Genomic DNA, 25739 nt, shown 5'->3' with positions numbered 1-25739 from the left:
GGGTGGAGTCGCAGCAGGGCATGCGGGCATGCGGGGACCTGAACAGCCGCCGGCGCTGCCGGTCCTCCTCGCCCGGGCCGTCGGTGGCGGACTCGACACGGGGCCGTACCTCCGCCGGACAAGGGCCGAACGGCCCACTGGCCCTGGACCGTCCGGCCCCGGCCCCGCCGCCCCGGCCGGAGGGACCATGTCGGTGAAGGCGAGAAGTCCCGGGGGCCGCCCGGCCCTCCGTTCGCCGGTACGCCGGAGCAGGTGAGTGGCGATGATGTTCTGGTACGACCACGATGTCGGCGGGTGGGGCTGGTTCGCGATGTCGGCCGGCATGATCCTGTTCTGGGCCCTGGTCATCACGGTCGTCGTGCTGTGCGTCCGCGCTCTCGACGGCCCGCGGCGACACACCCCCACCCCGGCCCCGCCCACACCGGACGGCATCCTCCGGGAGCGGCTGGCCCGCGGGGAGATCGACGAAGAGGAGTACCGGCGCCGCCTGAGCGCGTTGCACGCCGGCCCTCTCACCAGACCCTGAGACCCGGGCCGCCCCGTCGCGGCCCGGGCCCCGCACGGTGGTGCCGTCAGCTCTTGCCGAGGAGCTTGTTCATCTCCTCGATCTCGGCGTTCTGCGCGGTGACGATGTCCGCGGCCAGCTCCTTGGCCGGCGCGTACCGGCCCTTCTCCTGCTCCGTGGTGGCCATCTCCACGGCCCCCTCGTGGTGCTCGACCATCATGGTGAGGAACATCGAGTCGAAGCCCTTGCCGGACTTCCCCATCAGCTCGTCCATGTCCTCGGTGTCCATCATCCCGGGCATGCCCGGGCCCGACGACTCGTCCGTGCCGTGCATCGAGTGGTCCATGCCGGGCATGGACGTGGGCACGTCCTCGCCCCAGGCCTTCAGCCACCCGGACATGGTCGTGATCTCCGGGCCCTGCGCCTTCTCGATGCGTGCGGCGAGGTCCTTGACCTCGCTGGAGGAGGCGCGGCTCTCCGCCGTCCGGGCCATCTGAACGGCCTGCTCGTGGTGCGGGATCATGCCCTGCGCGAAGGACACGTCCTGGTCGTTGTGCGCTTCGGCGGCGCTCGCCGGGGCGGACTCCCTGGCCGTGGAGCCGGCGCCGGCTCCGGAGTCGGAACCGCCGTCGTCGCTGCCGCAGGCGGCGAGGACGAGAGCGGCGGTGACGGCCGCCGTGCCGAGCGCGGCGCGGCGGATCAGGGAACGGGTGCTGGTCATGCGGGAACTCCTGCGGTGTGCGGAAGGGGCGCGCGAAGCGCGCGGGACACGGCGGAGGGCCGTACGCCTGCCCGCCGCGCTACGCGCGGCGGCGGCGACACGGCTCGGAACCGGCCTATATCCGCAGGAGTTGCAGCTCGGAGAGGGACGGAGGCGCGCGAGCGCCCTCCGGTCCGGTCGTCGTGGACGAGCGGCCGCCCACCGGTTCCGCTGCCCGCCCGGTGGGGTCGAGGGCCGGTAGGGGGAGGAGCGGGCCCGCGCCGACGGCGCCCGAGGAGCACGTCGGATCGGCGTGCGCCGCGTGCCCGCGGCCGTCACCGCCGCCGTGGCAGAGGTGTGCGGCACTCACCACCGCCGGCTCCGCGTGCCGCGCGGCGGTGGCGGAGTGGGAGGAGAGCGGGGAGTGCCGGGAGTGGGAGGAGGGCGGGGAGTGATGGCCGGTGGCGGTGGATCCGCCCGGTGCGAGGCCGTGCATGCCGACCAGGCCGACCAGCAGCCCGAGCACCAGCAGCGCCGGCCACCACCTTGCGGGTGATGGCGCGCGGAGGTGCTCTGCACGGGCTGTCACAGCCCTCATGCTACGCAGGCCCGCCGGCTCCGCCGCCGGGGGAGCGCTCCGTTGGGCCGACCGAGCTACTCCCGAGCCGCCGATGCCGACAGCCGGCCACCGGCCCCTACCGGGGGCCGGGGCCTCGGCCGCCGACTCCTCCCGTCAACCCCGCGACTGCCCGGTCAGGCCCAGCTGGCTCATGAGGGCGCCGGTGTCCAGATAGGCGCGGCCCCGCTTGATCTTGTCGTCCTCGACCTCGTAGATGTCGCACGCGTGCACCGTGACCTCGCGTCCCGTGGCGGGCACGGTGCCGGCGTGCAGGACCAGGTCACCGGTCTGGGTCCCGCTGCCCGTGTACTCGACGACCACGGTGTCCCCCTGGGACGTGAGGTGGTCGAGGGTGAAGGTGCCGTCGGGCATCGCGTCGAACATCGCCCTGGCGAGCTGGGTGAAACCCTCCGGACCCTTGAGCGTCCTTCCGCTGCCCTCCTCGACGAGGGTGCAGTCCTGGGAGACGGACCCGGCGATGGAGTCGTAGTCCCGTTCGTTCCACGCCCGGAAGAGATCACGGACGAAGGCTTCGTTGTCGGTCATGGGGACCTCCCGGGCGAACGACTCCTTCCTTCCGTGCTGACCCTCCACGTCCGGCCGTGCATCCCCTGGCGGACCGCCGGACGTCGCCGGGCGGCCGCCCCGCTCACCGTTGCCGGGCCGGCGGCCGGAGGGGCGACCGCACCCAGGTGACGGATCGTCAGGCGGGGCTGGGGCCCGGCCCCGGCGATGTCGGGGAGAGGGGCATTCGGCTTCGGCAACACGGCCTGGGGCGAAGGTGGTTCACTTGCGGCCGGTTCCCGTGACCGGACCGTCTCCCCGTATGCCGAAGGAAGCCGTTGCGATGACTGCCTCTGCTCCCGTACCGCCTCCCCCCGCGACCCCGCCCGCCGGCGCCCGCGTTCCCTCCCGGTGGGCCGCGCCGCTGGTGGCCGCCCTCGTCGCCGCCGGCGCGGGCCTCGGCATCGGCTGGCTCCTGTGGGCCGGCCCGGCCGGCGCGGCGTCCGGGACCGGCCTCGCAGGCGCCGCGGCCGACGCGGCGGGCGCCTGCGAGGCCTGGGACCGGGTCCCCGCGCTGCGCGAGGTGTTCAGCGACGACAAGGCCTCCGAGGCCTCCTACGACCGGGCCGGCGGTGCTGCCGCCCTGGCCGGTTCCGCAGCCCGGACGGACCCCCGCTACGACGCTCTGGACAAGGCCCTGCAGGACGTCATGAGACGCCTGCAGACCTTCGACGTGAAGAGTGCCGAGGCGGTGGCCGCCCACGACAGGGTGAGCACCCTGTGCGCAGGGCTGGACGGCTGAGCGGGGCCTCCTCGCCCTCGGCCCGGGTGGCGTCCGGGATCAGGGCCCCGCGGCCGGTGACCCGGCCGGTCCCTCCGGCGCGGTCCGGGGCCGTCGCGGCATGACGCGGTACGCCACCACGGCCAGGGCCAGCGGCAGCAGGCTCACGACCAGCATGGTGAGCCGCAGGCCGTCGGTGAAGTCCAGCCCGAGGTCGAGTCCGGACTGCCGAAGCAGGTTCGGGTCGTACCCGGTGGTGCCCGGACCGACGGCCAGCGCGCTGCGCGTCGCGTCCACGGCCTGTTCGGCCTCGGTGACGGAGACGCCGCGCTCCTCGGCGTCGTTGAGCCACTGCCGCTGGAAGAAGAGGTTGAGGAGCAGGAGGTAGACGGCGGGACCGAGCGCGTAGCCCGTCATCCCGAACGCCGGCTGCACGGAGGCCACGGCGCCCGACTTCCCCGGTGGGGCGGACGCCAGGATGGTCTCGGCCACGGCGGAGGAGGTCACCAGCGATCCGAGGTTGGTGAGCCAGGTCGCCAGTACGACGATCCACAGCGCCATCGCGGGATCGGCGGTGGCCGCCATCAGCAGCCCGCCCGCCACCATCACCAGCAGGCCGGTGATCAGGACCGGCCGGGGGGTGTACTTCCCGATCAGGCGGCCGGCGAGGATGACGCCGGCCGCGATCGCCAGGGTGCCGGGCAGGAACAGCAGGCCGATGGTGCGCGGGGACAGCGACAGGATCACACTGCCGAACTGCCCGAGCGCGAAACTGAACCCGGCGACGAGGAAGTTGAGCGTCAGGCTGGCCAGCGCCGCCACCGCGAACGGGCCGCTGCGGAACAGCGACAGGTCCAGGACCGGATCCGGCGTCCGGCGCTCACGGAGCACGAACAGCACGCCGGTGACCACGCTGATCACCAGCGGCAGCCAGGCCTGGAGCCGGGAGATGCCGTTCTCCGCCTCGGCGACGCCGTGGACGAGCATCAGCAGGGTGACGCCGAACAGGGAGATGCCGGCCACGTCGATCTCGCGGCGTCGCAGGACGGGGGGCTCGGTGACGTACCGGGCGGTCAGTCCGAGCGCGACGAGCGACAGCAGGGGGGCGAGCAGGAACAGCCACCGCCAGCCGACGGCCTCCACCACCCACCCCCCGACCGCGGGGACCACCCCGCACAGCACCATGTCGATGGCCATGAAGATGCCGATGGCCGTCGGCCGTTTCTCCGCCGGCACCGACGCCTTGAGCAGGGCCATCGACACGCCCAGGACCGCGGCCAGCGCCAGACCGTCGAGGAGGCGCGTCACCAGCAGGAAGACGTAGCCGGGGGAGATCGCGGAGAGCAGGTTGACGGCGATGTCGCCGACCAGCCCCAGCGTCAGCAGCCGCTTGAGCCCGAAGGCGTCCCCGAGGCTGCCCACGGCGAGCACGGCGGCGGCCACCACCAGCGTCGCCGCGCCGCCCAGGAACCCGACGGCGTCGGGAGGCACGTCGAGGGCCCGGCTGACCTGCGGCATGTTCAGGCTGAGGACCAGCGGGTCGACCGCCGTGATCGTGAAGGCGAGCGCGAGTCCCGAGATGACCGGAAGCATCGCGACGGTGGATCGCGGACCCGCAGCCGACACCACAGCACCTCCCGTACGCCGGCCGGTGCCGGCCGCTGGTCGACCGACCGTAACGGGGCATCCGCCTTCGGCCCGTCCGCCCCGGCCGACGCACGCGGCCCGGTACCTGTTCGGGCCACTCGCGCGAACCCGGGGCGGACACCGGGGCCGGGTCTGCGGCCGCGCGGTCGGGGACAGGCGGGAAGCCGGACCCGCCGGCCGGCCGACGGGACGCCGGCCTCGCCGCGGCTGCGGGCGGCGAGGCGGTCCACCCGCACCGGGGAAAGGCGGCGGCAGGAGCGGGAGGCGGCGTCGGGCCGTCAGTCCTCGGCGCGCAGGGCCGTCCAGGTGTCGTGGTCGACGATGCCGTCGGCGGTCAGTGCCCGGTCGTTCTGGAAATCGCGTACGGCGGTTTCCGTGCCGGGACCGAAGTCGCCGTCGGCGTCGCCGCCGAGGCCGTGGCCGCGTTCCGTCAGCATGCACTGCACCTGCAGGACGCGTCTGCCGGTGTCGCCCCGGCGGGTGCGGCCGCTGCCGAGGTAGTGGGTGCAGTCGGTGTTCCAGGGCGCGGTCACGGGTTCCGCGGCGGGACTGCTCGGGGCCGGGGCCGGGTCGGTGGAGGCGCCGGGGCCGGCCGGTGGGGCGGCGGAGGTGGGCGTACGGCCGTCGGAGGAGGACGGGGAGGTCGTGGCGAGGGGGCCGGAGCCGTTGTCGGTGGAACCGTCGGGGCGGGCCGCGCTGCCGCCCCGGGCGGACGTGCCGCTGAGGGCGTCGCGCGCGAGGGGGGAGGCGGTGCCGCCGCCACCCGCACCGGGCCCGGCGGGGGCTGTCGCGGCCGATCCGGGGGAGTCGGCCGTGGCGGGGTCGTCCCGGCCGGTCAGGGCGTAGAGGCCCGCGGCGGTCAGACAGAGGACGACGGTGGCGGCGCCGGCCAGCAGCGGCGTGCGGCGCCGGCCGCCGCGAGGGGCGCCGGGCGGGGGCGTCGCCGCGGGAGGGGCCGCCGGTTCCGCGGGCGGCGGGGGCGGCGCCGGGGTCGGGCGGCCTAAGCGGGCCCTGCGGTCGACCGGGAGGCGGAACAGCACCTCGTACGCCCGCTGCCGGGCCAGGACCCTGCCGCCCAGCGGGTCGGGCCAGCCGGGCGGACCGGCGTGCCGCGCGGCCGTCCGCAGGAGTTCCGCCGGGGTGGGGCGCCGGCCGGGTTCCTTGGCCAGGCAGGCCGACAGCAGCGAGCCGAGTGCCGGGTCCGCCGACGAGATCTCGCCGAGCAGTTCCCGGTCGGGTTCCTCGAAGGCCACCCGGTGCATGACGTCGACGCCGGTGCCGTCGCCGAACGGGGCCCGTCCGGACGCCGCGAAGACCAGCGTCCCCGCCAGCGAGAACACGTCCGACGCCGGGTCGGAGCGGCCCGTCCTGAGGTGCTCCGGCGACATGTAGGCGGGCGTGCCGACCCGGTTGCCCGTGCCGGTGATCGAACTCGCCTCCGCCGCCCTGGAGATGCCGAAGTCGATGACGTGCGCGCCACGGAGGGTGAGCAGGACGTTGGACGGCTTGAGGTCGCGGTGGACGATGCCCGCGGCGGCGAGTTCGCACAGGGCCCGCGCGAGGTGCTCCGCCACCTGCCAGACCGTGGAGGTGGCGAGCGGGCCGTCCTCCCGTACGGCCTGCGCGAGGTCCGGTCCGGGGAGGTACTCGGTGGCCATCCACAGCAGTTCGTCCCGGAAACCGGTGCCGCACAGCTTCGGCGCGTGCGGGGTGCGCAGCCTGGCGTGCACGGCCGCCTCCCGTTCGAACCGGCGCCGGAAGCGGGGGTCCTCCGCGTACTCCGGCCGGATCACCTTCAGGGCGACCAGGCCGGGGCTGTCGTCGACGGGGCGTGCCAGGTAGACGCGTCCCATGCCGCCGCTGCCCAGCCGGGCCAACGGCACGTAGGGGCCGACCTGTTCGGGGTCGTCCGGACGCAGGGGGGAGGCGCCTGCCTGCCGCAGCGCGGCGGCCTCGTTCGTCGCCGGGTCCGATGGCGACGGCCGCTGATCTGACACGTGTGTTCCCCTAAACGGTGTTCGACGTACGTCAGTTCGCCTTCGTGGAGTGTGAAGAGGCTAGTGCAGCATCGGGCGCCGTTCGCCCCGTCGGGCACGGTTCGCAGCCGCTTGTCGTCGGCGGCGGCACCACGTGTCATCCGCCCGGCACCGCGTGCACCTCCCCGTGCGGTGTTCCGGTGGGGAGTTCCGGTGGGGAGTTGCAGCGCGTGCGGGACGGGCGTTCCCTGGAAGTACCAGTGGGAGCCAGAGCGCCCGGGGCTGCGAAACGGACCGAGGGGCCGTTGCCGCGTGCCGGTGAGGGCCCCGGTCAGGGCGGTCCGTCGTCACCCGGCGTTCGACGCGGAGGTGAGCCAGGTGAAAGCCGTCGTCTACGAGAAGCCCTTCAGTGTCACCGTCAGGGACGTCGATGATCCACGCATCCAGCACCCGAACGACGTGCTGGTACGCGTCACGTCCTCCGCCATCTGCGGCTCCGACCTGCACATGTACGAGGGTCGGACCGCGGCCGAGGCGGGCATCGTGTTCGGGCACGAGAACCTCGGCATCGTCGAGGAGGTCGGCTCGGGCGTGACCTCCCTCTCCGAGGGCGACCGGGTCGTCATGCCGTTCAACGTCGCCTGCGGATTCTGCAAGAACTGCCTCGCCGGGAAGACCGGCTTCTGCCTGACGGTCAACCCCGGCTTCGCCGGCGGCGCCTACGGCTATGTGGCCATGGGGCCGTACACCGGCGGGCAGGCCGAGCGGCTGCGGGTGCCGTTCGCCGACTTCAACTGTCTGAAGCTGCCGCCGGGCAACGAGTTCGAGACCGATTTCGTGCTGCTCGCCGACATCTTCCCGACCGGCTACCACGGGTGCGAACTCGCCCAGGTGTCGCCCGGCGAGAGTGTGGCCGTCTTCGGTGCCGGCCCGGTCGGGCTGATGGCCGCGTACTCCGCGATGCTGCGCGGCGCGGCGAAGGTGTTCTGCGTGGACCGGGTGCCCGAGCGGCTCGCCAAGGCCGAGGAGATCGGGGTCGTCCCGATCGACTTCACCCAGGGCGATCCGACCGAGCAGATCAAGGAACAGACCGGCGGCGAGGGCACCGACAAGGGCGTCGACGCCGTCGGCTACCAGGCCCAGGCGCACGACGACACGAGCCACGAGGAACCCGCCGTCGTCCTCAACACCCTCGTCGAGACGGTCCGGCCGACCGGCATGCTCGGCATACCGGGTCTGTACGTGCCGTCCGACCCGGGCGGACCCGACGAGCACGCCAAGCACGGTCAGCTGCTGGTCTCCATCGGCAAGATGTTCGAGAAGGGCCAGCAGATGGGCACCGGCCAGTGCAACGTCAAGCGGTACAACCGCCAGCTGCGCGACATGATCATCGCGGGGCGCGCCGAGCCCAGCTTCGTGGTCTCCCACGAGATGTCGCTGGAGGAGGCGCCGATGGCGTACGAGAAGTTCGACCAGCGGATCGAGGGCTACACCAAGGTCGTCCTGCACCCCGGTCACGCGCTCGCCGCGTAGGACCGGGCAGGACGCCGCACGCGCTCGCGGCGTGGGGCCGCGTGGCGCACCGTATGGCTGACGCACGGCTGCCGGGCGGCCGGGAACGGGGCCGCGCCGGGGGCCGTGCGCCGGTCGCGGGCCGGGGGGCGGACCGCGCCGGTCGCGGGCCCGCCCCGGAAGGCCCGTGACGCACCCCGTACCGTGGCCGACGGCCCGTCAGGCCGTCGCGATGTGCTGCAGCGTGAGGGGGGCGATCCTGCCCTCCAGCATCGCGCCCAGGCCCTGGGCGGCGCAGATGTCGGGCCGTTCGGCGATGTGCACCGGCATGCCGGTGGCCTCACGGAGCATCTGGTCGAAGCCGGGCAGCAGGGCGGAACCGCCGACCATCATGATCCCGCGGTCGCCCAGGTCGGCCACCAGGTCCGGGGGGCACTCCCGCAGCACCCGTCCGATGCCGTCCAGGACGGCGGTCAGCGGGGTCTCGATGGCGTCCCGCACGGCCGCGGTGTCGACCCGCACGGACCGGGCCAGGCCGGTGGCCACGTCCCGGCCGTGGATCTCCGTGGAGGCCGGGCCCTCCGGGGTGAGGCCGTTGCCCGACAGGGCCAGCTGGAGCGGCCGTACGGACTGGCTCGGGAGCATCAACTCGTGTTCGTGGCGCAGGTGCTGGACGATCGCGTGGTCCACGGCCTCGCCGCCGACGGGAATGCGTTCCGCGGTCACGATCGAGCCGAGGGAGAGGACGGCGACCTGGGTGGCGGCCGCCCCGCACACCATGATCATGGTGGCTTCGGGCCGCTCCACGGGCAGCCCGCAGCCGACGGCGGCGGCGATCAGGGTGTCGACGAGTTCGACGCGCCGGGCGCCGAGCCCGACGAGCGTCTCGATGGCCGCGCGCCGGGCCAGCGGGTCGGCGTCGTGCGGGGTGCAGGCGGCGGCCCGCAGGAACGGCTTGCGGCGCAGCTGGCGGCGGATCTTGTCGCCGATCAGGTGCCGCAGCATGCGCTGTGCCATCTCGATGTCGACGACCGTGCCGCCGGAGACCGGGCGGATGACGCGGATGTAGTGCGGGGTGCGGCCGGTCATCCTCTCGGCGAACTCGCCGACCGCGATCAGCGCGCCGGTACGGGTGTTCATGGCGGCGACGGACGGCTGGTCGACGACGAGGCCGGCCCCCTTGACGTACACCCGCGTCCGCGCCGCGCCGAGGTCGACGGCGAAGTGGCAGCGGCGCAGCTGCTCCAGGCTGGTGGTCATGGAAGGTCCTCCCGAGAGCACAGGCCGTGGCGGCCGCCGGGCCTTCGTGAGCGGGCCGCCGGGTGGTGACCCTCCCTCGCATCGTGCGGGTGCGGGAGGGCGGGCGCCCGCTGGAGGGGGCCGGGCGGGGAACCGCCGAACGGGGGGTGCGCCGCCCGTCACCGGTTCGACCGCCGCCTCGTGCCCCGGCCCGGGCCCTACCGGGCGCGGGCCGCCTCCAGCACCTCCGTCAGCGACCGGACGGTCACCCGGCACCCGGCGGCCCGCAGCTCCTGCTCCACGGTGGGACTGCGCGCGAGGCCGACGAACCGCAGGCCCGCCCGCTGGGCGGCGGTCAGCTCCGCCACCGTGGCCCCGATCAGCACGGCGTCCGCCGCCCCGACGTCCAGGGACCGCAGCGCCCCCAGCAGGCGCTCGGGGTCCGGCATCAGCGGCGCCGGATGCGGACCGCGCCCGTGGACGCCGTCCAGCGGCAGCCGGTACGGCTCCACGTAGCGGCGTACGGCCTCCTCGCACACGTCCGTCACCACGGCCACCCGCCGGCCCGACTCGTGCAGCGCGCGCACCAGGGCGACGAAGTGGTGGGTGGTCGGCGCGTGCGGGACGGCCGCCAGTTCCCGTTCGTCCAGGCGGGCCCGCAGCAGGGGCCCGAGCGGGTCGCGGGCGTACGCGCGCAGCACGTCCAGCGGATGCGCCGGCGCGTCCCGTGCCGCCGGGGCGGACGGCGGAAGGTCCGCCGTCGCGTTCCCCGGGCCCCGCTCGGCGGCGGCGACCGCCAGCAGGTCCAGCGCGGCCTCGCGCGCCGTCGACGCGGTGAACAGCCGGGCCACCGGGCCGTCGAAGCCGAGCAGCACGGCGTCGGCGCCCGCGAGGAGGCCGGTCGGTGAGGACCCGCCGGCCGGGGCCGGCCGCGGTGACGCGGGCGGCGGCGCCCACTCCGGGGCCAGCCGCACCGTGCAGTGCACCGCGAGCCCCGGCACCGGCCACCCGCCCAGCTGCGCCCCGAGCGCGCGCTGCGCCCCGGCCGCCCGGCGCGGCGAGTGGTGACGGGTGATGCGCGGCGCGGCCCGGAGCAGGTGGGCGAGGAGCCGGTCCGCGACCCCCGTGGTCTGTGCCCGCACGAAGGCCACCGGGTCCTCCACCCGCCAGGTCAGCTCGGCGGTCCCCACGAAGTCGCCCTTGCCGGAACCGGGCAGCGACACCGTACGGGTGGCCTGCCGCGGCGTGAGGTCGACCTCGTAGTACGTCAACGGCCGCGGCAGGCGCCCGGCGTGCGGGTCGGCCGGGTCGAGGAGGGCGGGCGGGCGTCCGGCCGACAGGTGCACGACGGCGGACCGGCCCGGCACGGGGATGCCCGGCCGGTCGGGGCCCCTGGCGATGAGGGGGCCGCGCACCAGGTCCCGCTCCTCCTCGGCGCGCGGCGCGGGCAGCGGGCAGTACCAGGCCAGCGGCGGGGCGTCGGGGGCGTCCCCGTACAGCGGGTGGAAGCGGTGCGGTCCGGCGGCGGCGGAGCTGTCGGCGAACGCCTCGTAGAGGGCGGGCGGGACGAGCACCAGCACCGGAGCGGACCCCTGCGGCGGCGGGGGCGGGGGCGGGGGCGCGGTCCGCCGCCCGTCCCGGAAGGTCACCCGCAGCCGTGGCGCCGCCGCCCGGCCGGTCAGGGGCCCCGGCAGCCAGCGCAGGGCCGCCGCCAGCACCGGCAGCAGGAAGACGCCGGGGTCGACGCGGACGCGGTACCCGTCGGGCCGCACCAGCACCTCGTACTGCTGCGGGGCCAGACCGCCGCGGGACAGGACCTGGTGCACGGCGTACTCGAGGCTGATCCGCGCCTCGGGGCGGCTGCCGAGGTCGGTGCCGGTCTCGAACAGCAGGGTGGGGCGGGCCGTGGCGTCCCGGTCGCCGTCCGGCCCGGAACCGGCGGGCTCCGGCCGTACCGCGTCGTCGGTGCCCGCGCCCAGTCGCCGTACGGTCTCCTCGGCGACCGTCGCGAACGCCGCCCCGCCGTCCCCGGTGCCGTCCCCGGTGCCGGTCCGCGCGCGGAACTCGCCCGCCGTGCGGCCCGCCCGGTCGTCGATGAGGCGCCCCGTCCGTTCCAGGAGGTCGCGGGTGCGGCCGCGCGCGGTGCGGGGGAGGGTCCGCACGAGGAGTTCGCCGACGCCGGGCCGGAAGGCGTACGAGCCGGGCGGGCCCGGCACCGCCGTGAGCATGCCGCTGAGGATCACCTCGGCGAGGTGCTGCGGGCGCGGGTCGCGCTCCACCGCGCGCTGCACCAGGCGCATCACCGGCACGGACGGGTCGGCCAGAGCCAGGTGACCGGCGAGCCGGAAGGCCTCCGGGGAGGCGGTGGCGCGGAACCGCAGGACCAGGTCCCGCGCGGGCAGGCCCGCCGGATCGGCCGCCCGGTCCCGCTCGGGCGGCGCCGGGTTCAGCCAGGCCGCCGCGCCCGGGGTGCGCGCGCCGCCGGGGCCGGCCACCAGCGCCGCCCAGTGCGCCAGCCAGGGGGCGCCCGGTTCCAGGACCGGCAGGGGGACGGCGGCGGGGTGCGGCCGGCCGGCCTCGGGGTCGTACGGGGTGAAGGCCAGGGCGGTGGCCGGGGCCGCCGCGCCGGGGGCGGACAGCACCCCGGGCTCGGCCGGGAGGGCCGTGGTCGGCCACAGCCGCTCCGGCAGCGGCTGGACGACGGCCAGCGGCATCCGGGACGCCCAGTGCCGCAGCGTGGCGTACCAGCGGGTGCCCGCCGGGCCGGGCCGCCACTGCGGGCCCATGCAGTCGCTGACGACCAGGGTGAGCGTCCGCCCGTCCGCCGGGTCGGGCACGTGCCGGGCCCGGCCGTCGGGACCGGCGGGGTGGAGCGTGACGGTGCGGAAGACGCCCGACTGGGCCAGCACGGTGTGCAGTTCCCGCACGAGCGGGCGCCAGACCGGCATGGTCGGACCGGTGTCGTGCACGAGGGCGAGGCGCAGCCAGCGCTCGCGTGCCGGGCGCAGCACGGGGAGCCAGACGTCCGGGTGCGCGCCGAGCCGGGCGATGCGGTCGGCCGTCGCCCGCTCGTCCAGGATCCGGGCGCGGGCCGCCGGCACCGTGCGTTTCAGCGGGCGCAGGGCGCGTTGGAGGGCGAGGGGGCGGGGGAGCATCGCCGGCGCGGGGGCGAGCAGGGGAGTCCCGCCGTCCCGCTCGCCGCCGTCCCGCTCACCGGGGGGCGGCGGGGCCGGGGACGGCAGGTGCAGGGGGACGCGGGAGGCCCCGGCCGGGGGACGTGGCGGGGGCGGCGGTGCGGCCGGGTGCGGGGCGGGCGCGGCGGTCCCGTCCCGGCGCGGCGGCGCGGGAGCGGGCGGCACGCGCTCCCCGGGCCGCTCCCCGGCCGGCGGGCCGTCCTGCGACCGTGCGGCCAGCCACAGCAGTTCCGCCAGTTCGCGCGGGGTCGGCGGGGTCCCGGCGGCCGCCGTCAGGAGCGCGGCGAGCCTGCCGACGGCCGTGTCCCCGCGCTCCCGCGGTGTCCCGCCGGACGCCGTCGGCGGGTCCTCAGAAGCCATCGCCGTCCGCCGTCGCGCTCAGGTACGGCATCAGCTCGTCCGCGAGGGCGTCGCGGGAGTCCGCGTCCAGACCGGCGACGCCCGTGAGGTAGAGGGCGTTCAGCAGCTGGTCGGTGGCGAGTTCGCCGTCGGCGGCGCGGGCCAGGAAGCGGTTGATGAGGTGTTCCGCCTCGCCCGCCGGGGTGTCGAGGTGGGCGCGGACGATCTCGGTGAGCTGCTCGTGGTCCGGGCGCCGCAGCCGCAGCCGGACACAGCGGCGCAGGAAGGCGGGCGGGAACTCGCGCTCGCCGTTGCTCGTCAGCACCACGAACGGGAAGGCCCGGCAGCGCACCCGGCCACGGGTGACCGCGACCGGCGCGTCCGTGCCGTCGGCGAGGACCTCGGCGGTGGCGCCGGGGCCGGAGCGGCGCGCGGAGCGCATCAGTTCGGGGATCTCGTACTGCCCCTCCTCCAGCACGTTCAGCAGGTCGTTGGGCAGGTCCAGGTCGCTCTTGTCGATCTCGTCGACGAGGAGCACGCGAGGGCGGCCGTAGGGCAGCAGGGCCGTGCCGAGCGGGCCGAGGCGCAGGTGCTCCTCGACGTCGGTGCCCGCGGGCGGGCCGTCGTCCGGCCGGCCGGTACCGGGCGCCTCCGCCCCGGGCGTCCCGTCCCCCGCCCGCCACGCCGCCCGCCGCGCCGCGTACAGCCGGGACAGCGGGTCGTACTGGTAGAGGCCGTCGGACAGGGCGGAGCGGCTGGTGATGTTCCAGCGCAGGACCGGGCCGAGCCCCAGTTCCCGCGCCACCGCGTAGGCCAGCGAGGACTTGCCGGTGCCGGGCGGCCCGGTGACCAGCAGCGGCCGGCGCAGCACCAGCGCGGCGTTGACGAGCTGGACGGTCTCGGGGGCGGCCACGTAGGTGCGGGCCCGGTGCGCGCGGTCGGGGGAGACGGCCGCCTCGTCGTCGGTGTCCCGCGGCGCGGGCAGGACGGGTCCGCCGTCGAACGCCCGCCAGGGCGGCGGGGCGGGCAGGTCGTCGATGCCGTCGTGCGGCTCGCTGTTGCCGGTGTAGACGGACCAGTGGGGCATGCGGGATCTCTCCGTGCGGTGGACTCGGCGTGGGGTGGGCGGGTCAGGCCACGGGCGATCGGACGTGCGCCCCCGTCTCGCCGTGCGGGTCGGTGAAGACGCGAGGGTCGTCCCACAGCAGCTGGATGTCACGCGCCCAGTGCTCGTCCTCGGCGTCGGCCTCCTCCCGCAACTGAAGGATCCGGCGCGGCAGTTCCGCGGGCGGGACGCCGGACACGCAGCTGTCGAGCTGGTCCAGGAAGGTCTTGCCCGTGCAGTCGGCGCCACCCGCGCAGGGCTCCTCGGAACCGCTGTCGCAGCCCTCCCGGGACCACACGACCAGCGGGGCGGGCGCGGCGAGCGTGGTGTCGAAGTGGGCCCGGGTGCGGGGCGCGGCCGGCGCGGTGGCGAACCCGGCGAGACAGGCGTCGGACTGCCGCAGCCGTACCCGCAGTCGGCGCGGCTCCTCGGGCGTGCCGCACTCCACCCGGTGCAGCTGGGCGCCGGGCGCGGAGTCGAGCCGGTTCCAGGCGCGGGTCAGCTGGTGCCGGGTGCCCGCCCGCCGCCGCGCCTGGTCGGTGACCACGACGGGGTGCACGCAGCCGAGCGGCGTGTCGTCGTCGGGCGCGCTCGCCCAGCGGTCCACGGGCAGGTCGATCCAGTCGCGGGGCAGCGCGAACGCGATCAACTCGTCGCAGCCCGGCGTCAGATACCCGAACGCCGCCTCGATCCGGTCCTGGACGTAGGCGGGCAGCCGGGACCGTGGGACGGTGTCGGACCCGACCGGGTGCCGGCGGCCCCCGCTGTACGCCGACACCTCGACGCGGACCTCGCCGTCGCCCGCGCCGCTGTGCCGCAGGTCGACCAGGATGGGCGACCACCGCGGCGCGGCGGGCGTCTCCGCGGGCGCCCGGAACAGCGCCTCCACGTGCCCGGTGAAACGGGCGACGGTGCCGGCCGCGTCCTCGCCGTCGATCTCGCACAGCACGAACAGCGCGGCCGAACGCAGCGAGTCGAAGCCCTCGCGCGGCGGCTCGGGGTCCAGCGGCCCGGCGGCGGCCCGGTAGAGCCGTACGGGGTCGCAGTCCAGGCCGGCGCGGACGGCCCGCTCGACCAGTTCCCGCAGCCGGGCGCGGTCGGCGGTGCGGTGGTCGGAGGTGGGGACGAGCCCGGCGAGACCGGGCCAGTAGCGGGCCATCACCTCGGTGGGCATCATCCGCCCGTTGCGCACCCCCTGCGCGCCGGCCGCCGCCGTGACCATGCCGACCACCTCACCGGTGTCGACGAGGGTGACCGCGGCACCGCTGAACCCCGGTTCGAGCGGCTGGCCGTCCGGCTGCCAGGCCTCCAGCTGCATCCACTCCCGGTTGAGCAACTGCGGTGCGGTGACCCGGTACTCGGCCAGCGTGCCCTCGTCGAAGCCGGCCGGGAAGCCGTACACGACGAGCTTGCGCGGCCGGCGGCCGTAGGCGGTGTCCACGGGCGCGAGCGCCGCCGGGGCGATGTCCACCGCGTGGGCCAGCTCCAGGACGGCGAGGTCGCCCAGGTCGGTGCTGCCGCCGCCCCAGCCGCCCTCGGCCACGACCCGGGCCGCGACGGGCGCGGAGCCGGGCCGCTCCGTGAAGGTCACCGCCAGCGCCCCGGCCGGCCCCTCGTGGACGACATGTGCGCAGGTCAGGACCGTGCGCGGGGTGACCAGGAAGCCCGCTCCGACGACCTGTCCGGCGCACTCGACCCGGGCCTGCCACTCGGCGCTCCTCATGAGAGGGGGGAGGACTCCGGCTGTACGGCCGCCGGTACGGCCGCAGGTACGGTCTCCCGCGGCCGGTCCGCCGGTACGACCTCCCGCGGCCGGTCCGCCGACGGGGACCAGGTCAGCCTGACGACCAGGTGCCCCTCCGTCGTGCCCTTGGCGATGACCGCGCCCGTCTCGGCCGCCAGCTTCACCCCGAACTCGATCTCCACGCCGTCGGGCCGCAGCGCGCCGTCGCGGAAGACCCTCAGCGCGGACTCCGCGGCCGAGCGCACGCCCTCCAGGGCGCCCTCGAAGGTGCGGGCCGCCCGCACGGTGCCGTCGCCGCGGGCCACCAGCCGGGAACCGGGCCGCTGTTCCTCCACGGCCTCGACGGCGACCACGGCCCCGTCGTCCGTCGTGAACTCCACCACTGCTGCCATGACGCCCCCGTCGTACCTCTCGAACCGCGGCTCCGTGCGCCGCCATTGTCACGGACGGTACGGGAGGTTGTCCTGTTCCCGCTCCCGCCGCCCGCCGCCGCCGACGGAAATCCGCCACGACGCCTTCCCGCCCCCTCCCCGCAACGCCGGCACCCTCACGGCAGATCCGTGCGGACCACCCCCAGCTCCGCCAAGTCCTGCGGACGGATCCGGAGTTGTCCGGCCGTCGCCTCGGCCTCGCCGGGCGGCCGCTTCAGGATCGCGGCGGCCGCCTCCGGCGCGATGACCGAGAAGTAGCTGTCCGGGGTGGCCCAGGTACGGCCGGGCGCGGCCAGCGCCAGCGCGCCCCCGGACCCGCCCTCGCCGATCACCAGCGTGGTGACGGGCGTCCGCGCGGTGGCCACCGCGCCGAACAGCTCGGCGATCGCCGCGCCCGCGCCCTGCCGCTCCGCCTCGGCGTCGTTGGCCGCGCCCGGCGTGTCCACCAGGGTCAGCACCGGGATGCCGAGCCGGTCCGCGAGCCGGATCAGCCGGGTGGCGGTGCGGTATCCGGCGGGCCGGGTCGCGGTTCCGGTCTGGGCGGCGTAGGCCACGGTACGGCCCCGGTGCTCGCCGAAGCCGCACCGCATGCCGTCCGGATCGGTGCCGCCGCAGCGGTCGCCGCCGATCGCGGCCCGCACCGTGAAGTAGGCGTCCAGGTAGGCGTCGGCACGCGGGCGCCGGGGCGACCGGGCGCGCAGCACGGCGTCCCAGCCGGTGGCCGGAAGGCCCTGTGCGCCCAGGGCGCGAGGGACCGGCGCGGGCTCCTCGGACGGGCGGGTCAGCAGCCGCAGCCACCGCCCCAGCGTCTCCCGCAGCGCCCCCGGCTCCACGACGGCGTCCGCGGAGCCCGCCGCGACCTGCGCCTCGGCGGTGTACGCGGCGGGGTCGGCGTCCGGCGGCCGCACCCGCGACCCGGCGAAGCCGACCTGGGCGTCCGGCAGGGCGAGCACCACGTCGGCGCCCGCGCCCAGGGTGGCCCAGCCGCCACCGGTCGTCGGATCGCGCAGCACGGCGATCTGCGCCAGCCCGGCCTGCCGGGTCAGCGCCGACTGCCGTGCCACACGCTGGAGTTGGGTGAGGGCGACCATGCCCTCCTGCATCCGTGAGCCGCCGGTGGCGACCAGCGCGACGACCGGCAGCCGGTGGTCACGGGCGTGGCGGTACGCCGCCTCCAGCCGGTCGCCGGTGCGTTCGCCCAGCGAGCCGCCCAGGAAACCGAACTCGAAGGCGATCAGCACGGCCCGGGTGCCCTCGACGCGGCCGACGCCGCAGACCACGGACTCCGTCTCCCCGGTCCGCTCGGCGGCACGGGTCCGCGAGGCGTCGTAGCCGGGCCAGGCCAGCGGGCCGTCGGGGGCGGACTCGCGCGCCGGGAGGGAGAGTTCGTCGAAGGAGCCGGAGGAACCGGAGGACTCCGGAGAGTTGGGGACGCCGGTGGACCCGGAGGAACCGGGGGCGTCGAGGACGAGGGCGAGGATCTCGCGTGCGGAGAACCGCAGGGGGCCGCTCATGACGGCAGCGCCCGCTTCATGATCTTCCCCATGTCGTTGCGCGGCAGCACGTCGAGGTACCGCACCGTGCGGGGCCGCTTGTGCGGGGCGAGCCGCCGCGCCACATGGCCGGCCAACTCCTCCTCTGCGGGCGGCGACTGCGGGTCGGCGGGCACGATCCACGCCACGATCCGCTCCCCGAGGTCGGGGTCCGGCTCCCCGGTGACGGCGGCCTCCCGCACGCCCGGATGCTCCAGCAGCGCGTTCTCGATCTCACCGGCGCCGATCTTGTAACCGCCGCTCTTGATCAGGTCGGTGGCCTTGCGCCCCACGATCCGGACGTACCCGTCGGCGTCCCGCACCGCCATGTCCCCGGTCCGGAACCAGCCGTCGGCGGTGAACGCCGCCGCCGTGGCGTCCGGCCGGCCGAGGTACCCGGTGAACAGGTTCGGCCCGCGCACCTGGATCTCCCCGACGCTCTCCCCGTCGTACGACGTCAGGGGCGTCCCGTCCTCCTCCACGAGCCGCAGCTCCACGCCCGGCAGCGGTACCCCGACCGTGCCCGGGCGGGGTGCGCCGTCGGCGCGCACGGAGGTGTTCATCAGCGTCTCCGTCATGCCGTACCGCTCGACGACCCGCTGCCCGGTCGCGGCCGTGATGCGCTCGTGGTCGTGCACCGGCAGCGCGGCGGAGCCGGAGACGAGCAGCCGGGCCCGGCCGAGCGCCGCGGCGAGAGCGGGGTCGCCGGGGAGGGTCTCGGCGAGCCGGTGGTACATGGTCGGCACCCCGAACAGCATGGTGGCACCGCCGTTCAGCTCCCGGGCGACCCCCTCGGGGGAGAACCGGCCCAGGTGCCGCACCGACCCCCCGCGCCGCAGCGGCCCCAGGACGCCCAGCACCAGCCCGTGCACGTGGAACAGCGGCAGCCCGTGCACCAGTACGTCCTCGCCGGTCCACCGCCAGGCGTCGGCGAGCGCGTCCAGCGTCGCCGCGACCGCCCGCCGGGGGATGACCGCGCCCTTGGGCGGGCCGGTGGTGCCGGAGGTGTAGACGACGAGCGCGGGGTCCTCGCCGCCCACCTGCACGTGGCCGGGGAGCCGGCCGGGTGCCCGCACGTCCACGTCCAGACGCGGCAGGTCCTGCGTCACGGAAGGAAGTTCCTCTCCGGGCGCGGCCAGGAGGAGGGCGGGCGCGCTGTCGGACAGGATGTGCCCGAGTTCCTTCTCCCCGGACTTCGGGTTGAGCGGCACCACCGGCGCCCCGGCCTCCAGCGCCGCCACCACGGCCACCGCCGTCTCCGCCGAGGGCGTCGCCCACACGGCGACCCGCGCCCCGCCGCCCGGCAGCCGGGCCGCCAGGGCACCCGCCGCGCCGGCGAGTTCCGCGTACGTCAGGGACCGGTCACCGAACCGCAGGGCCACACGGTCGGACGGCGGACCGGACGGCGGGCCGGTCAGGGCCGGGAAGAGAGAGGACACCGGAACACTCCTCGGGCAGGGGACGACAGCATCGTTCCTACCCCATGACCGGCCCGGTCCCCCGCTCCCGGAGGTTGACGCCCGTCACGTCCGCCCCCGGCGAGCTGCGCGGGCCGGTCCCCGGGTGGGCCGGAGCGCGGGCCGGAGCCCGGTTCAGGCCGCCTCCACCACGTCGGCGACGACACAGCTCACGTTGTCCGGGCCGCCCGCGCCGTTCGCCTCGGCGAGCAGGGCGAGGACCGTGTCGGCGGGCGAGGGGGTCCGGGTGAGCAGGGCACGGATCCGGGCCTCGGGGACCACCGTCGACAGGCCGTCGGAGCACAGGAGGTAGCGGTCGCCGGGGTGGGCGTCGTGCAGGCGCAGTTCCGCCCGCGGGGGCGCGGCGCCGGTCAGGGCCTTCAGCAGGAGGGCGCGCCGCGGGTGGGTGGTGGCCTCCTCGGCGGTCAGCCGGCCCTCGTCGATCATCGACCGGACGACCGTGTGGTCGTGGGTGATGAGGAAGAGGGCGCCGTCGCGCAGGAGGTAGGCGCGGGAGTCCCCGATGTGGACCAGGGCGAGGCGGGAGCCCGTCCGGACCAGGGCCGTCAGGGTCGTACCGGCGTCGTCCGCGCCGTCCGCCGCGTCCCGCACCGCGTCGTTCGCGCCGCGCACGGCGTCCTCCAGGACGTCGAGGACGTCTCCCGCCGGCACCTCCTCGGTGTCCAGGAACCGCAGGGCCGCCACGGCCGCCCCGCTGGCGGGGGCGCCCGCCGGTCCGAAGCCGTCCGCGACCGCGAGCAGCCGGCGGCCCGCGTACGCCGTGTCCTGGTTCTCCGGGCGGACGAGGCCCCGGTCCGAGCCGGCCGAGTGACGAAGTTCCAGCATGGTGGTGTCCTTCCTCGATGACTGTGGTGTCCGTGACGCGTGCGACAGCTGGTCCACGAGGAACGCCGCGAGGTCACGCCGTACGGCCGTCTCCGCCTCGACCCGCGCCCAGTAGGCGCGGACCTCCCCGGCGGCGGCCGCCGGGTCGAGCGCGCACACCTCGCGGATCCGCGCGAGCGGCATCCCGATCCGCCGCAGCCACGCCACCAGCCGCGCCCGCTCCAACTGGCCGGCCGTGTAGTAGCGGTAACCGGTGGCGGGGTCGACCCGCGCGGGGCGCAGCAGTTCCAGCTCGTCGTAGAGCCGCAGTGCCTTCGGCGACAGCCGGGAGGCCTTCGCGAAGGCCCCGATCGTCAGCATGTGCATGCGCACTCCGTTCCCGTGTCCGTTCCGCCACCGATGCTGGGGCTTCACCGAAGGGGAAGGTCAAGCGGGTTGCGGCGGTTGCGGGGGCGGCGGTTAGCCTGCGGGTTCGTGCCCGCCAGGAGAACGGAGTCCCGCCGTGCCCCGAGTCGCCCTCGTCACCTACGACCCCCGGCCCGAGCCCAGCAAGGACCGTGACCTGCCGGTCCTGGTGCGGGCGCTGGAGGAGGCGGGGGCCGAGGCGCACGCCGTGTGCTGGGACGACGCCGATGCCGACTGGGCCTCCTACGACCTCGCCCTGATCCGCTCCACCTGGGACTACAGCTGGCGCGCGGCCGAGTTCACGGCGTGGGCGGAGCGCTGCGCCGGGGCGACCCGGCTGGCCAACCCGGCCGCCGTCGTGCGCTGGAACACCGACAAGCGCTACCTCGGCGAACTCGCGGCGGCGGGGATACCCGTCGTCCCCACCCGCTACCTCGCCCCCGGTGACCCGGCCGACCTCCCCGGCGACCACGAGTACGTCGTCAAGCCCACCTCGGGCGCCGGCGCCCGTTACGCCGCCCGCTACACCCCCGACCAGCACGACACCGCCGTACGCCAGCTCGCGCGCATGCACGAGGAGGGGCTGACGGCGATGGTCCAGCCGTACGCGCGGAGCATCGACACGGCGGGGGAGCGGGCCCTGCAGTTCTTCGGGGGCTCTCTGCTGCACGCCAGCCGCAAGCGGGCCGTGCTCGCTCCCGGGACCGCGTTCGACGCGGCCAAGGTCGCTCATCCGGGGCTGGAGCCCTGGACCCCGACGGCGGCCGAACGCGACGTGGCCGAGCGGGCGCTGGCCGCCGTACCGGGCGCGCCCGAGCTGCTGTACGCGCGGGTCGACCTGGTGGACGGTGACGACGGCCGGCCGCGGGTGATGGAGCTGGAACTGGTGGAACCGAACCTGTTCCTGTTCCTGCACCCGGAGTCGGTGCCGCGGGTGGTGGAGGTGGTCCTCGAGGCGGCGGCCTCCGGCGCCGCCGGCCGGGGCCCCGCCGGGACTACCCCCGCACCGCCGTCCGCTGCAGCAGCCCCCAGGTGAACTCGGCGACCGCCTCCCGTCGTACCCCTTCCCCGTCCGGCGCCGTGAAGGCCAGGGCCCAGCGGGTGGGGGCCGAGCCCTCCAGGGGGCGCGCGGGGGCGAAGGCGCGGGCGGCCTCGTCGACCGTGCAGGACCAGGGGGTGAGGTCGTCGAGGGTGCGCAGGGCGGGCGCGGGGGCGCCGGGCGCGCGGACGAGCCACTCGTTCCAGACCGCGCCGCCGGGGGCGAGGAGCACCTCGAAGCGGAGGGCGGGCCACAGGGGCAGCGGCCACAGCCACGCCTCGCAGTCCAGGTCGCCGATCCGGCGCGCCGACCGCGACGCGGGGGCGCCGAGGACGGAGCGGTACCGGGCGGCGGCGCCCCCGCCGCGCGGTGAGCGCGCCATCGCCTGCCAACGCTTGTTGGCCTCCCGCATGTCGGCCGGGGAGGCGCCCAGCGCGCGGCGGGCGTCCTCGACCGGCCCGGGGTTGTGGTCGGCCATGCGGCGCAGCAGCACCAGCTGGAAGTCGACGGGGGTGAAGGGGTGGCCCGCGGGGCGTGTGTCGGACGGCATGCGGTCCATCGTCGCCCACCGGGCCGCGGGACCGCCCGCGCGCCGGGTGCTGCACCCGCCCGCGCGCCGGGCGCCGCACCCGCCCGCGCGCCGGGCGCCGCACCCGCCCGCGAACCGGGCGGCAGGCCGGCGGTGTTCGGTATCCCGTCCCCGGCCATTGCCCGGTGCCGCGCTGTGTGACTAGCCTGTGTTCGTCATGCCGATCGCCTGTTGAAATTTCGAACACAGGCCTGAGACGAACCAAGGGAGGGGGCCGGCCGTGGGACGACTCGTACCTGCCGTTACCCGGGCTCTCGACATCCTCGAGCTCTTCCTCGACGGGGACGGCACGCTCTCCGCCCCCGACATCGTGCGCCGGCTCCAGCTGCCGCGCACCACCGTGCACGAGCTGGTCACCACGCTCGCCGCCCGGTCGTACATCGTCACCGTCCCCGGACAGCCCGGACGCTACCGCCTCGGCGTGCGGCCCTACCAGCTCGGCAGCCGGTACGCCGAGCAGCTCGACCTGGCCGCCGAGGGCCAGCAGGTGGCCCGCACCGTCGCCGAGACCTGCGACGAGACGGTCCACGTGGCGATCCTGGAGGGCACGGACGTCATCTACATCGCGAAGGTCGACTCCACCCACGCCGTGCGCATGGTGTCGGCGGCGGGCCGGCGCCTGCCCGCGCACTGCACCTCCGTCGGCAAGATGCTGCTCGCCTCCCTCCCCGACGCCGAGCTGACCGCACGGATTCCCGACGACGCCGACCTGGCCGCCATGACGCCCAACAGCATCACCGAACCGGGCGCCCTGCGGGAGGTCCTGGCGGAGATCCGGGAGCGGGGCGTCGCGGTCGAGAGCCGCGAGTCGAACCCGGACGTCAGCTGCGTGGCGGCCCCGGTGCGCGACCGCACCGGCCGGGTCGTGGCCGCGCTGTCGATCTCCGTCCCCATGATCCGCTGGAGCGACGAGCGCCGCATCGAGCTGGAGCAGCTCGCCGCCAAGGGCGCGGCCGAACTGTCCGAGCAGCTCGGCTACCGGAGCGCGGCATGACCGGCACCTTCGACGTCGCCGTCCGCGCGGAGGCCGCCCTCGGCGAGGGCCCCACCTGGGACCCGGCCGGCGGCCGCCTCCTCTGGCTGGACATCCTCGGCTCGCGCCTGCACACCTACGACCCCGCGACCGGCCGCCGCACGGTGCGCGTCACCGACCAGCACGTGGGCGCGGCCAAGCCCCGCGTGGGCGGCGGTCTGGTCCTCAACCTCCGGGACGGCGTGGGCCTCCTGGACGAGGACGGCGGCTTCCGCTGGCTCCACCACGAGCCGGTCCCCGGCCGCCGCGCCAACGACGCGGCCGTCGCGCCGGACGGCTCGCTCTGGGCCGGCACGATGCGCTACGACGAGGCGCCGGGCGGGGGGTCGCTGTCCCGCGTCACCGGGGACGGCTCGGTCCGCGTGGCCCTCGACGACGTCGCGGTGAGCAACGGGACGGGCTGGAGCCCCTGCGGGACGCTGATGTACTACATCGACTCCCCGACCCGCCGCGTCGACGTCCTCGACCACACCGACGGCCGGGTGACGAACCGTCGCCCCTTCGTCACGGTCGAGGAGGGCGCCGGCTTCCCCGACGGGCTGACGGTCGACGCGGACGGATGCGTGTGGGTGGCCCTGTGGGACGGCGGAGCGGTGCGCCGGTACACCCCGGCGGGCGCGCTGGACCGGGAGATCCGCTTCCCGGCCCCCCGCGTGACGGCCTGCGCGTTCGGCGGGCCCGGCCTGACCGACCTGTACGTCACGACGGCCCGCGTGGGCCTGACGTCACCCCACCCCCTGGCGGGTTCGCTCCTGGTCGTCCCCGACGCGGGCAAGGGCCTGCCCCAGCCGGCGTTCGACGGCTGAGGGGGCGCCGGGGGGCGGGTCGCCGCGAGGCGGCTCCGCCCGGGCGCCGCCCGCGCTCGCCCGTGCCGCCCGCGGCGCCAGGCCTGCCCGCGGCCGGGGCGGTGGCCGGTTCCGGTCCGGCCCGGTGCCGCCGCGGGTGGGCACCGGGCCGGACCGCGGGGTCACCCCGCCGCGGTACCGGCGGCCTCCAGCTCCCGCAGGATCCCCCGCTCCGCGTCGGTCAGCGGCGGGCCCGCCGCCGCCCGCAGCGCCGGACCGCTCAGGGTCGCCAGCAGCGCCGACGGGCGCAGCAGCCGTTCCGGCCCCGCCGTCAGGCTCGTGACGTCCCACAGCGCCGCCGCCGCGTCGTACGACCCCGTGGCCGTCCGCATCACCCGCCGGGTGAACCGGGTGACCAGCCGGTCCGTGACGGTGGGGGCCCCGCCCCGCGTGCCGGGGAACCAGACGTCCTGGCTGACGGCCATCGTCCAGGCCGCCTCGACCGACGACGCGGCCCCCCGCTGCACCCGCCGCGCGAGCCCCGCCGTGCCGGTCCCGCCGTCCTGCCGCAGCTCCCGGCTCAGCACCCGCGCGCCGAGCGCGGCCACGGACATGCCCTGCCCGTAGGCGGGGTTGAAGGTGGCCAGCGCGTCGCCGAGGACGACGAACCGCTCGGGCCACTCCCGCGCCTTCTCCAGGTAGCGCCGGTGGTTGTTGGTGCTGCGGCTGACGTGGATGTCGGTGAGCGGCTCGGCGCCCGAGATCAGCCGTCCCACGAGGGGGTGCGGCAGGTCGAGCGTGTACCGGAGGAATCCGTCGGGGTCGGACGGCGGTTCGCCGCCGCCCCGCGTCCCGGCGAGGCTGACCATCCACCGGTCGCCCTCGATGGGCAGCACCATGCCGCTGCGTCCGGGCAGGCCCTGGTAGGGGTTGGCCTGGATGATGGTGAGCGGGAACCGCCCGGCTCCTTCGGGGGTGCGGTAGATCCGCGTGGCGTTGACGAGGCCCGCGTCGACCGTCTTCTCCCGGATGCCGGAGATCCCCAGCTCCCACAGCCAGTTGACGACCCGCGAACCGCGCCCGCTCGCCTCGACCACGAAGTCGGCGTCGATCACCTCGTCCCCGTCGGGGGTGGAGACCCGCACGCCGGTGACGCGCCGCGCGTCACCGGTCAGGTCGAGCACCTGGCCCTTGCGGATCCGGGCCCCGGTGTGGGCCAGTACGGCGTCCCGGACCGCCCAGTCGAGCAGCGCCCGGCTGCAGGTCATCATCCGCGGCCCCTCGTGGCGCCAGCGCCGGAACCAGCCTTCGGGCGTGAGGGCGATCATGCCGGAGCTGAGGGACACCTCGCGGGCCCCGGCGGCGAGCAGGTGCTTGCGCATGTCGACACCCGGCACGAGGTCCTCCATGGCGGCGAGTCCGCCGGCCATGAGGAGGTGGGCGTGCCGCCCCTGCGGCAGGCCCTTGCGGTGTTCGGGTTCGTCGGGCAGGTCGTCCCGTTCCAGCACGGTCACCTCGTCCACGACGGTGGACAGGGCCGCCGCGGCCAGCATGCCGGCCAGGCCGGCACCGATGACGACAGCTCTACTGGACATGGGGCTCCTCGTACTCGGCCATGAAGGCACACAGGGCAGGCGGGGCAGACGGGGCGGACGGGGCAGGCGGGGCGGACGGGGCCGACGTGGCGGGCACGACGGACACGGCGGACACGGCAGGCACGGCGGGCACGGCAGGCACGGCGGGTGTCCCGGGTGGGA

21 protein-coding genes are annotated in these 25739 nt (G+C 76.0%); 6 read left to right on the top strand and 15 right to left on the bottom strand.

The window, feature by feature from the left end; all coding sequences use genetic code 11:
• Nucleotides 1-262 precede the first annotated feature (262 nt).
• Nucleotides 263-526 (top strand): SHOCT domain-containing protein, encoded by a 264-nt coding sequence (locus ACH4N1_RS02010; RefSeq protein ID WP_398093829.1) that lies wholly within the window; start codon nt 263-265, stop codon nt 524-526.
• Nucleotides 527-572: 46 nt separating this feature from the next.
• On the opposite strand, the gene ACH4N1_RS02005 is transcribed toward ACH4N1_RS02010, so the two are convergent.
• The 3 genes from ACH4N1_RS02005 to ACH4N1_RS01995 all read right to left on the bottom strand — a co-directional run bounded on the left by ACH4N1_RS02005 (nt 573) and on the right by ACH4N1_RS01995 (nt 2370).
• Complete coding sequence (locus ACH4N1_RS02005; RefSeq protein ID WP_398093827.1) at nt 573-1226, bottom strand: DUF305 domain-containing protein; 654 nt, start codon at nt 1224-1226, stop codon at nt 573-575.
• A 115-nt stretch (nt 1227-1341) separates the two neighbouring features.
• Nucleotides 1342-1803 (bottom strand): DUF6153 family protein, encoded by a 462-nt coding sequence (locus ACH4N1_RS02000; RefSeq protein ID WP_398093826.1) that lies wholly within the window; start codon nt 1801-1803, stop codon nt 1342-1344.
• 135 nt (nt 1804-1938) lie between these two features.
• Nucleotides 1939-2370, bottom strand: a complete 432-nt coding sequence (locus tag ACH4N1_RS01995; protein WP_398093825.1) for an ester cyclase — start codon at nt 2368-2370, stop codon at nt 1939-1941.
• 301 nt (nt 2371-2671) lie between these two features.
• Here ACH4N1_RS01995 and ACH4N1_RS01990 point away from each other — a divergent pair, with 301 nt between their 5' ends.
• Complete coding sequence (locus ACH4N1_RS01990) at nt 2672-3130, top strand: hypothetical protein (protein WP_398093823.1); 459 nt, start codon at nt 2672-2674, stop codon at nt 3128-3130.
• Nucleotides 3131-3169: 39 nt separating this feature from the next.
• On the opposite strand, the gene ACH4N1_RS01985 is transcribed toward ACH4N1_RS01990, so the two are convergent.
• Together ACH4N1_RS01985 and ACH4N1_RS01980 are read right to left on the bottom strand one after the other, a co-directional pair.
• Nucleotides 3170-4702, bottom strand: a complete 1533-nt coding sequence (locus ACH4N1_RS01985) for an MFS transporter (RefSeq protein WP_398093822.1) — start codon at nt 4700-4702, stop codon at nt 3170-3172.
• A gap of 332 nt (nt 4703-5034) precedes the next feature.
• Nucleotides 5035-6753, bottom strand: coding sequence for a protein kinase (locus tag ACH4N1_RS01980; RefSeq protein ID WP_398093821.1), 1719 nt, complete (start codon nt 6751-6753; stop codon nt 5035-5037).
• A gap of 357 nt (nt 6754-7110) precedes the next feature.
• On the opposite strand from ACH4N1_RS01980, the gene ACH4N1_RS01975 reads away from it, so the two are divergent.
• Nucleotides 7111-8265, top strand: coding sequence for a glutathione-independent formaldehyde dehydrogenase (locus tag ACH4N1_RS01975; RefSeq protein ID WP_398094384.1), 1155 nt, complete (start codon nt 7111-7113; stop codon nt 8263-8265).
• Nucleotides 8266-8463: 198 nt separating this feature from the next.
• Here the strand turns inward: ACH4N1_RS01975 and ACH4N1_RS01970 are convergent, their stop codons facing one another.
• From ACH4N1_RS01970 to ACH4N1_RS01935, 8 genes are all read right to left on the bottom strand, one after another.
• Nucleotides 8464-9504, bottom strand: coding sequence for a rod shape-determining protein (locus tag ACH4N1_RS01970; RefSeq protein WP_398093819.1), 1041 nt, complete (start codon nt 9502-9504; stop codon nt 8464-8466).
• 197 nt (nt 9505-9701) lie between these two features.
• Complete coding sequence (locus ACH4N1_RS01965) at nt 9702-13037, bottom strand: SAV_2336 N-terminal domain-related protein (protein ID WP_398093818.1); 3336 nt, start codon at nt 13035-13037, stop codon at nt 9702-9704.
• Entirely contained in the window at nt 13027-14103 is a 1077-nt protein-coding gene (locus ACH4N1_RS01960; protein WP_398093817.1) for an AAA family ATPase, read from the bottom strand. Before ACH4N1_RS01960 ends, ACH4N1_RS01965 begins: the two co-directional genes overlap by 11 nt.
• A gap of 43 nt (nt 14104-14146) precedes the next feature.
• On the bottom strand, nt 14147-15844 hold the full coding sequence (locus tag ACH4N1_RS01955; protein ID WP_398093815.1) for a trypsin-like peptidase domain-containing protein: 1698 nt from the start codon (nt 15842-15844) through the stop codon (nt 14147-14149).
• Nucleotides 15841-16257: a CU044_2847 family protein gene (locus tag ACH4N1_RS01950; protein WP_398093814.1), complete on the bottom strand. Its 417-nt coding sequence runs from the start codon at nt 16255-16257 to the stop codon at nt 15841-15843. Before ACH4N1_RS01950 ends, ACH4N1_RS01955 begins: the two co-directional genes overlap by 4 nt.
• 155 nt (nt 16258-16412) lie before the next feature.
• The gene (locus tag ACH4N1_RS01945) at nt 16413-17810 is read right to left on the bottom strand and encodes a carboxyl transferase domain-containing protein (RefSeq protein ID WP_398093812.1); all 1398 of its coding nucleotides are present in this window, start codon (nt 17808-17810) and stop codon (nt 16413-16415) included.
• Nucleotides 17807-19267 carry an acyl-CoA synthetase gene (locus ACH4N1_RS01940; RefSeq protein ID WP_398093810.1) on the bottom strand — a complete coding sequence of 487 codons (1461 nt, stop codon included), beginning with the start codon at nt 19265-19267 and terminating at the stop codon, nt 17807-17809. The genes ACH4N1_RS01945 and ACH4N1_RS01940 overlap by 4 nt, the downstream gene beginning before the upstream one ends.
• A 153-nt stretch (nt 19268-19420) precedes the next feature.
• Complete coding sequence (locus ACH4N1_RS01935; RefSeq protein WP_398093808.1) at nt 19421-20497, bottom strand: MerR family transcriptional regulator; 1077 nt, start codon at nt 20495-20497, stop codon at nt 19421-19423.
• Nucleotides 20498-20633: 136 nt separating this feature from the next.
• On the opposite strand from ACH4N1_RS01935, the gene ACH4N1_RS01930 reads away from it, so the two are divergent.
• Entirely contained in the window at nt 20634-21572 is a 939-nt protein-coding gene (locus tag ACH4N1_RS01930) for a RimK family alpha-L-glutamate ligase (protein ID WP_398093807.1), read from the top strand.
• Here ACH4N1_RS01930 and ACH4N1_RS01925 read toward each other — a convergent pair.
• Entirely contained in the window at nt 21532-22134 is a 603-nt protein-coding gene (locus tag ACH4N1_RS01925) for a hypothetical protein (protein ID WP_398093805.1), read from the bottom strand. The two genes, ACH4N1_RS01930 and ACH4N1_RS01925, sit on opposite strands and share 41 nt — an antisense overlap.
• A gap of 250 nt (nt 22135-22384) precedes the next feature.
• On the opposite strand from ACH4N1_RS01925, the gene ACH4N1_RS01920 reads away from it, so the two are divergent.
• Together ACH4N1_RS01920 and ACH4N1_RS01915 are read left to right on the top strand one after the other, a co-directional pair.
• Complete coding sequence (locus tag ACH4N1_RS01920) at nt 22385-23158, top strand: IclR family transcriptional regulator (RefSeq protein WP_398093804.1); 774 nt, start codon at nt 22385-22387, stop codon at nt 23156-23158.
• The gene (locus ACH4N1_RS01915; RefSeq protein WP_398093803.1) at nt 23155-24003 is read left to right on the top strand and encodes an SMP-30/gluconolactonase/LRE family protein; all 849 of its coding nucleotides are present in this window, start codon (nt 23155-23157) and stop codon (nt 24001-24003) included. Before ACH4N1_RS01920 ends, ACH4N1_RS01915 begins: the two co-directional genes overlap by 4 nt.
• Before the next feature lie 161 nt (nt 24004-24164).
• Here the strand turns inward: ACH4N1_RS01915 and ACH4N1_RS01910 are convergent, their stop codons facing one another.
• Nucleotides 24165-25577 (bottom strand): FAD-dependent oxidoreductase, encoded by a 1413-nt coding sequence (locus ACH4N1_RS01910; RefSeq protein WP_398093801.1) that lies wholly within the window; start codon nt 25575-25577, stop codon nt 24165-24167.
• Between the last annotated feature and the right edge of the window lie 162 nt (nt 25578-25739).

Origin of the sequence: Streptomyces sp. NPDC017202, assembly GCF_044331705.1 — a bacterium.
Lineage (GTDB): Bacteria > Actinomycetota > Actinomycetes > Streptomycetales > Streptomycetaceae > Streptomyces.
The sequence above is the reverse complement of the archived record's forward strand: the minus strand, read 5'-3'. Positions and strand labels throughout refer to the sequence as shown.

Excerpts from the sequence above, each read along its gene's own strand:
- ACH4N1_RS01945 (WP_398093812.1), bottom strand. The coding sequence starts at position 17,810 with ATGAGCGGCCCCCTGCGGTTCTCCGCACGCGAGATCCTCGCCCTCGTC.
- ACH4N1_RS02010 (WP_398093829.1), top strand. The coding sequence starts at position 263 with ATGATGTTCTGGTACGACCACGATGTCGGCGGGTGGGGCTGGTTCGCG.
- ACH4N1_RS01950 (WP_398093814.1), bottom strand. The coding sequence starts at position 16,257 with ATGGCAGCAGTGGTGGAGTTCACGACGGACGACGGGGCCGTGGTCGCC.
- ACH4N1_RS01960 (WP_398093817.1), bottom strand. The coding sequence starts at position 14,103 with ATGCCCCACTGGTCCGTCTACACCGGCAACAGCGAGCCGCACGACGGC.
- ACH4N1_RS01915 (WP_398093803.1), top strand. The coding sequence starts at position 23,155 with ATGACCGGCACCTTCGACGTCGCCGTCCGCGCGGAGGCCGCCCTCGGC.
- ACH4N1_RS01925 (WP_398093805.1), bottom strand. The coding sequence starts at position 22,134 with ATGGACCGCATGCCGTCCGACACACGCCCCGCGGGCCACCCCTTCACC.
- ACH4N1_RS02005 (WP_398093827.1), bottom strand. The coding sequence starts at position 1,226 with ATGACCAGCACCCGTTCCCTGATCCGCCGCGCCGCGCTCGGCACGGCG.
- ACH4N1_RS01965 (WP_398093818.1), bottom strand. The coding sequence starts at position 13,037 with ATGGCTTCTGAGGACCCGCCGACGGCGTCCGGCGGGACACCGCGGGAG.
- ACH4N1_RS01995 (WP_398093825.1), bottom strand. The coding sequence starts at position 2,370 with ATGACCGACAACGAAGCCTTCGTCCGTGATCTCTTCCGGGCGTGGAAC.
- ACH4N1_RS01985 (WP_398093822.1), bottom strand. The coding sequence starts at position 4,702 with ATGCTTCCGGTCATCTCGGGACTCGCGCTCGCCTTCACGATCACGGCG.
- ACH4N1_RS01910 (WP_398093801.1), bottom strand. The coding sequence starts at position 25,577 with ATGTCCAGTAGAGCTGTCGTCATCGGTGCCGGCCTGGCCGGCATGCTG.
- ACH4N1_RS01935 (WP_398093808.1), bottom strand. The coding sequence starts at position 20,497 with ATGCACATGCTGACGATCGGGGCCTTCGCGAAGGCCTCCCGGCTGTCG.
- ACH4N1_RS02000 (WP_398093826.1), bottom strand. The coding sequence starts at position 1,803 with ATGAGGGCTGTGACAGCCCGTGCAGAGCACCTCCGCGCGCCATCACCC.
- ACH4N1_RS01970 (WP_398093819.1), bottom strand. The coding sequence starts at position 9,504 with ATGACCACCAGCCTGGAGCAGCTGCGCCGCTGCCACTTCGCCGTCGAC.
- ACH4N1_RS01990 (WP_398093823.1), top strand. The coding sequence starts at position 2,672 with ATGACTGCCTCTGCTCCCGTACCGCCTCCCCCCGCGACCCCGCCCGCC.
- ACH4N1_RS01955 (WP_398093815.1), bottom strand. The coding sequence starts at position 15,844 with ATGAGGAGCGCCGAGTGGCAGGCCCGGGTCGAGTGCGCCGGACAGGTC.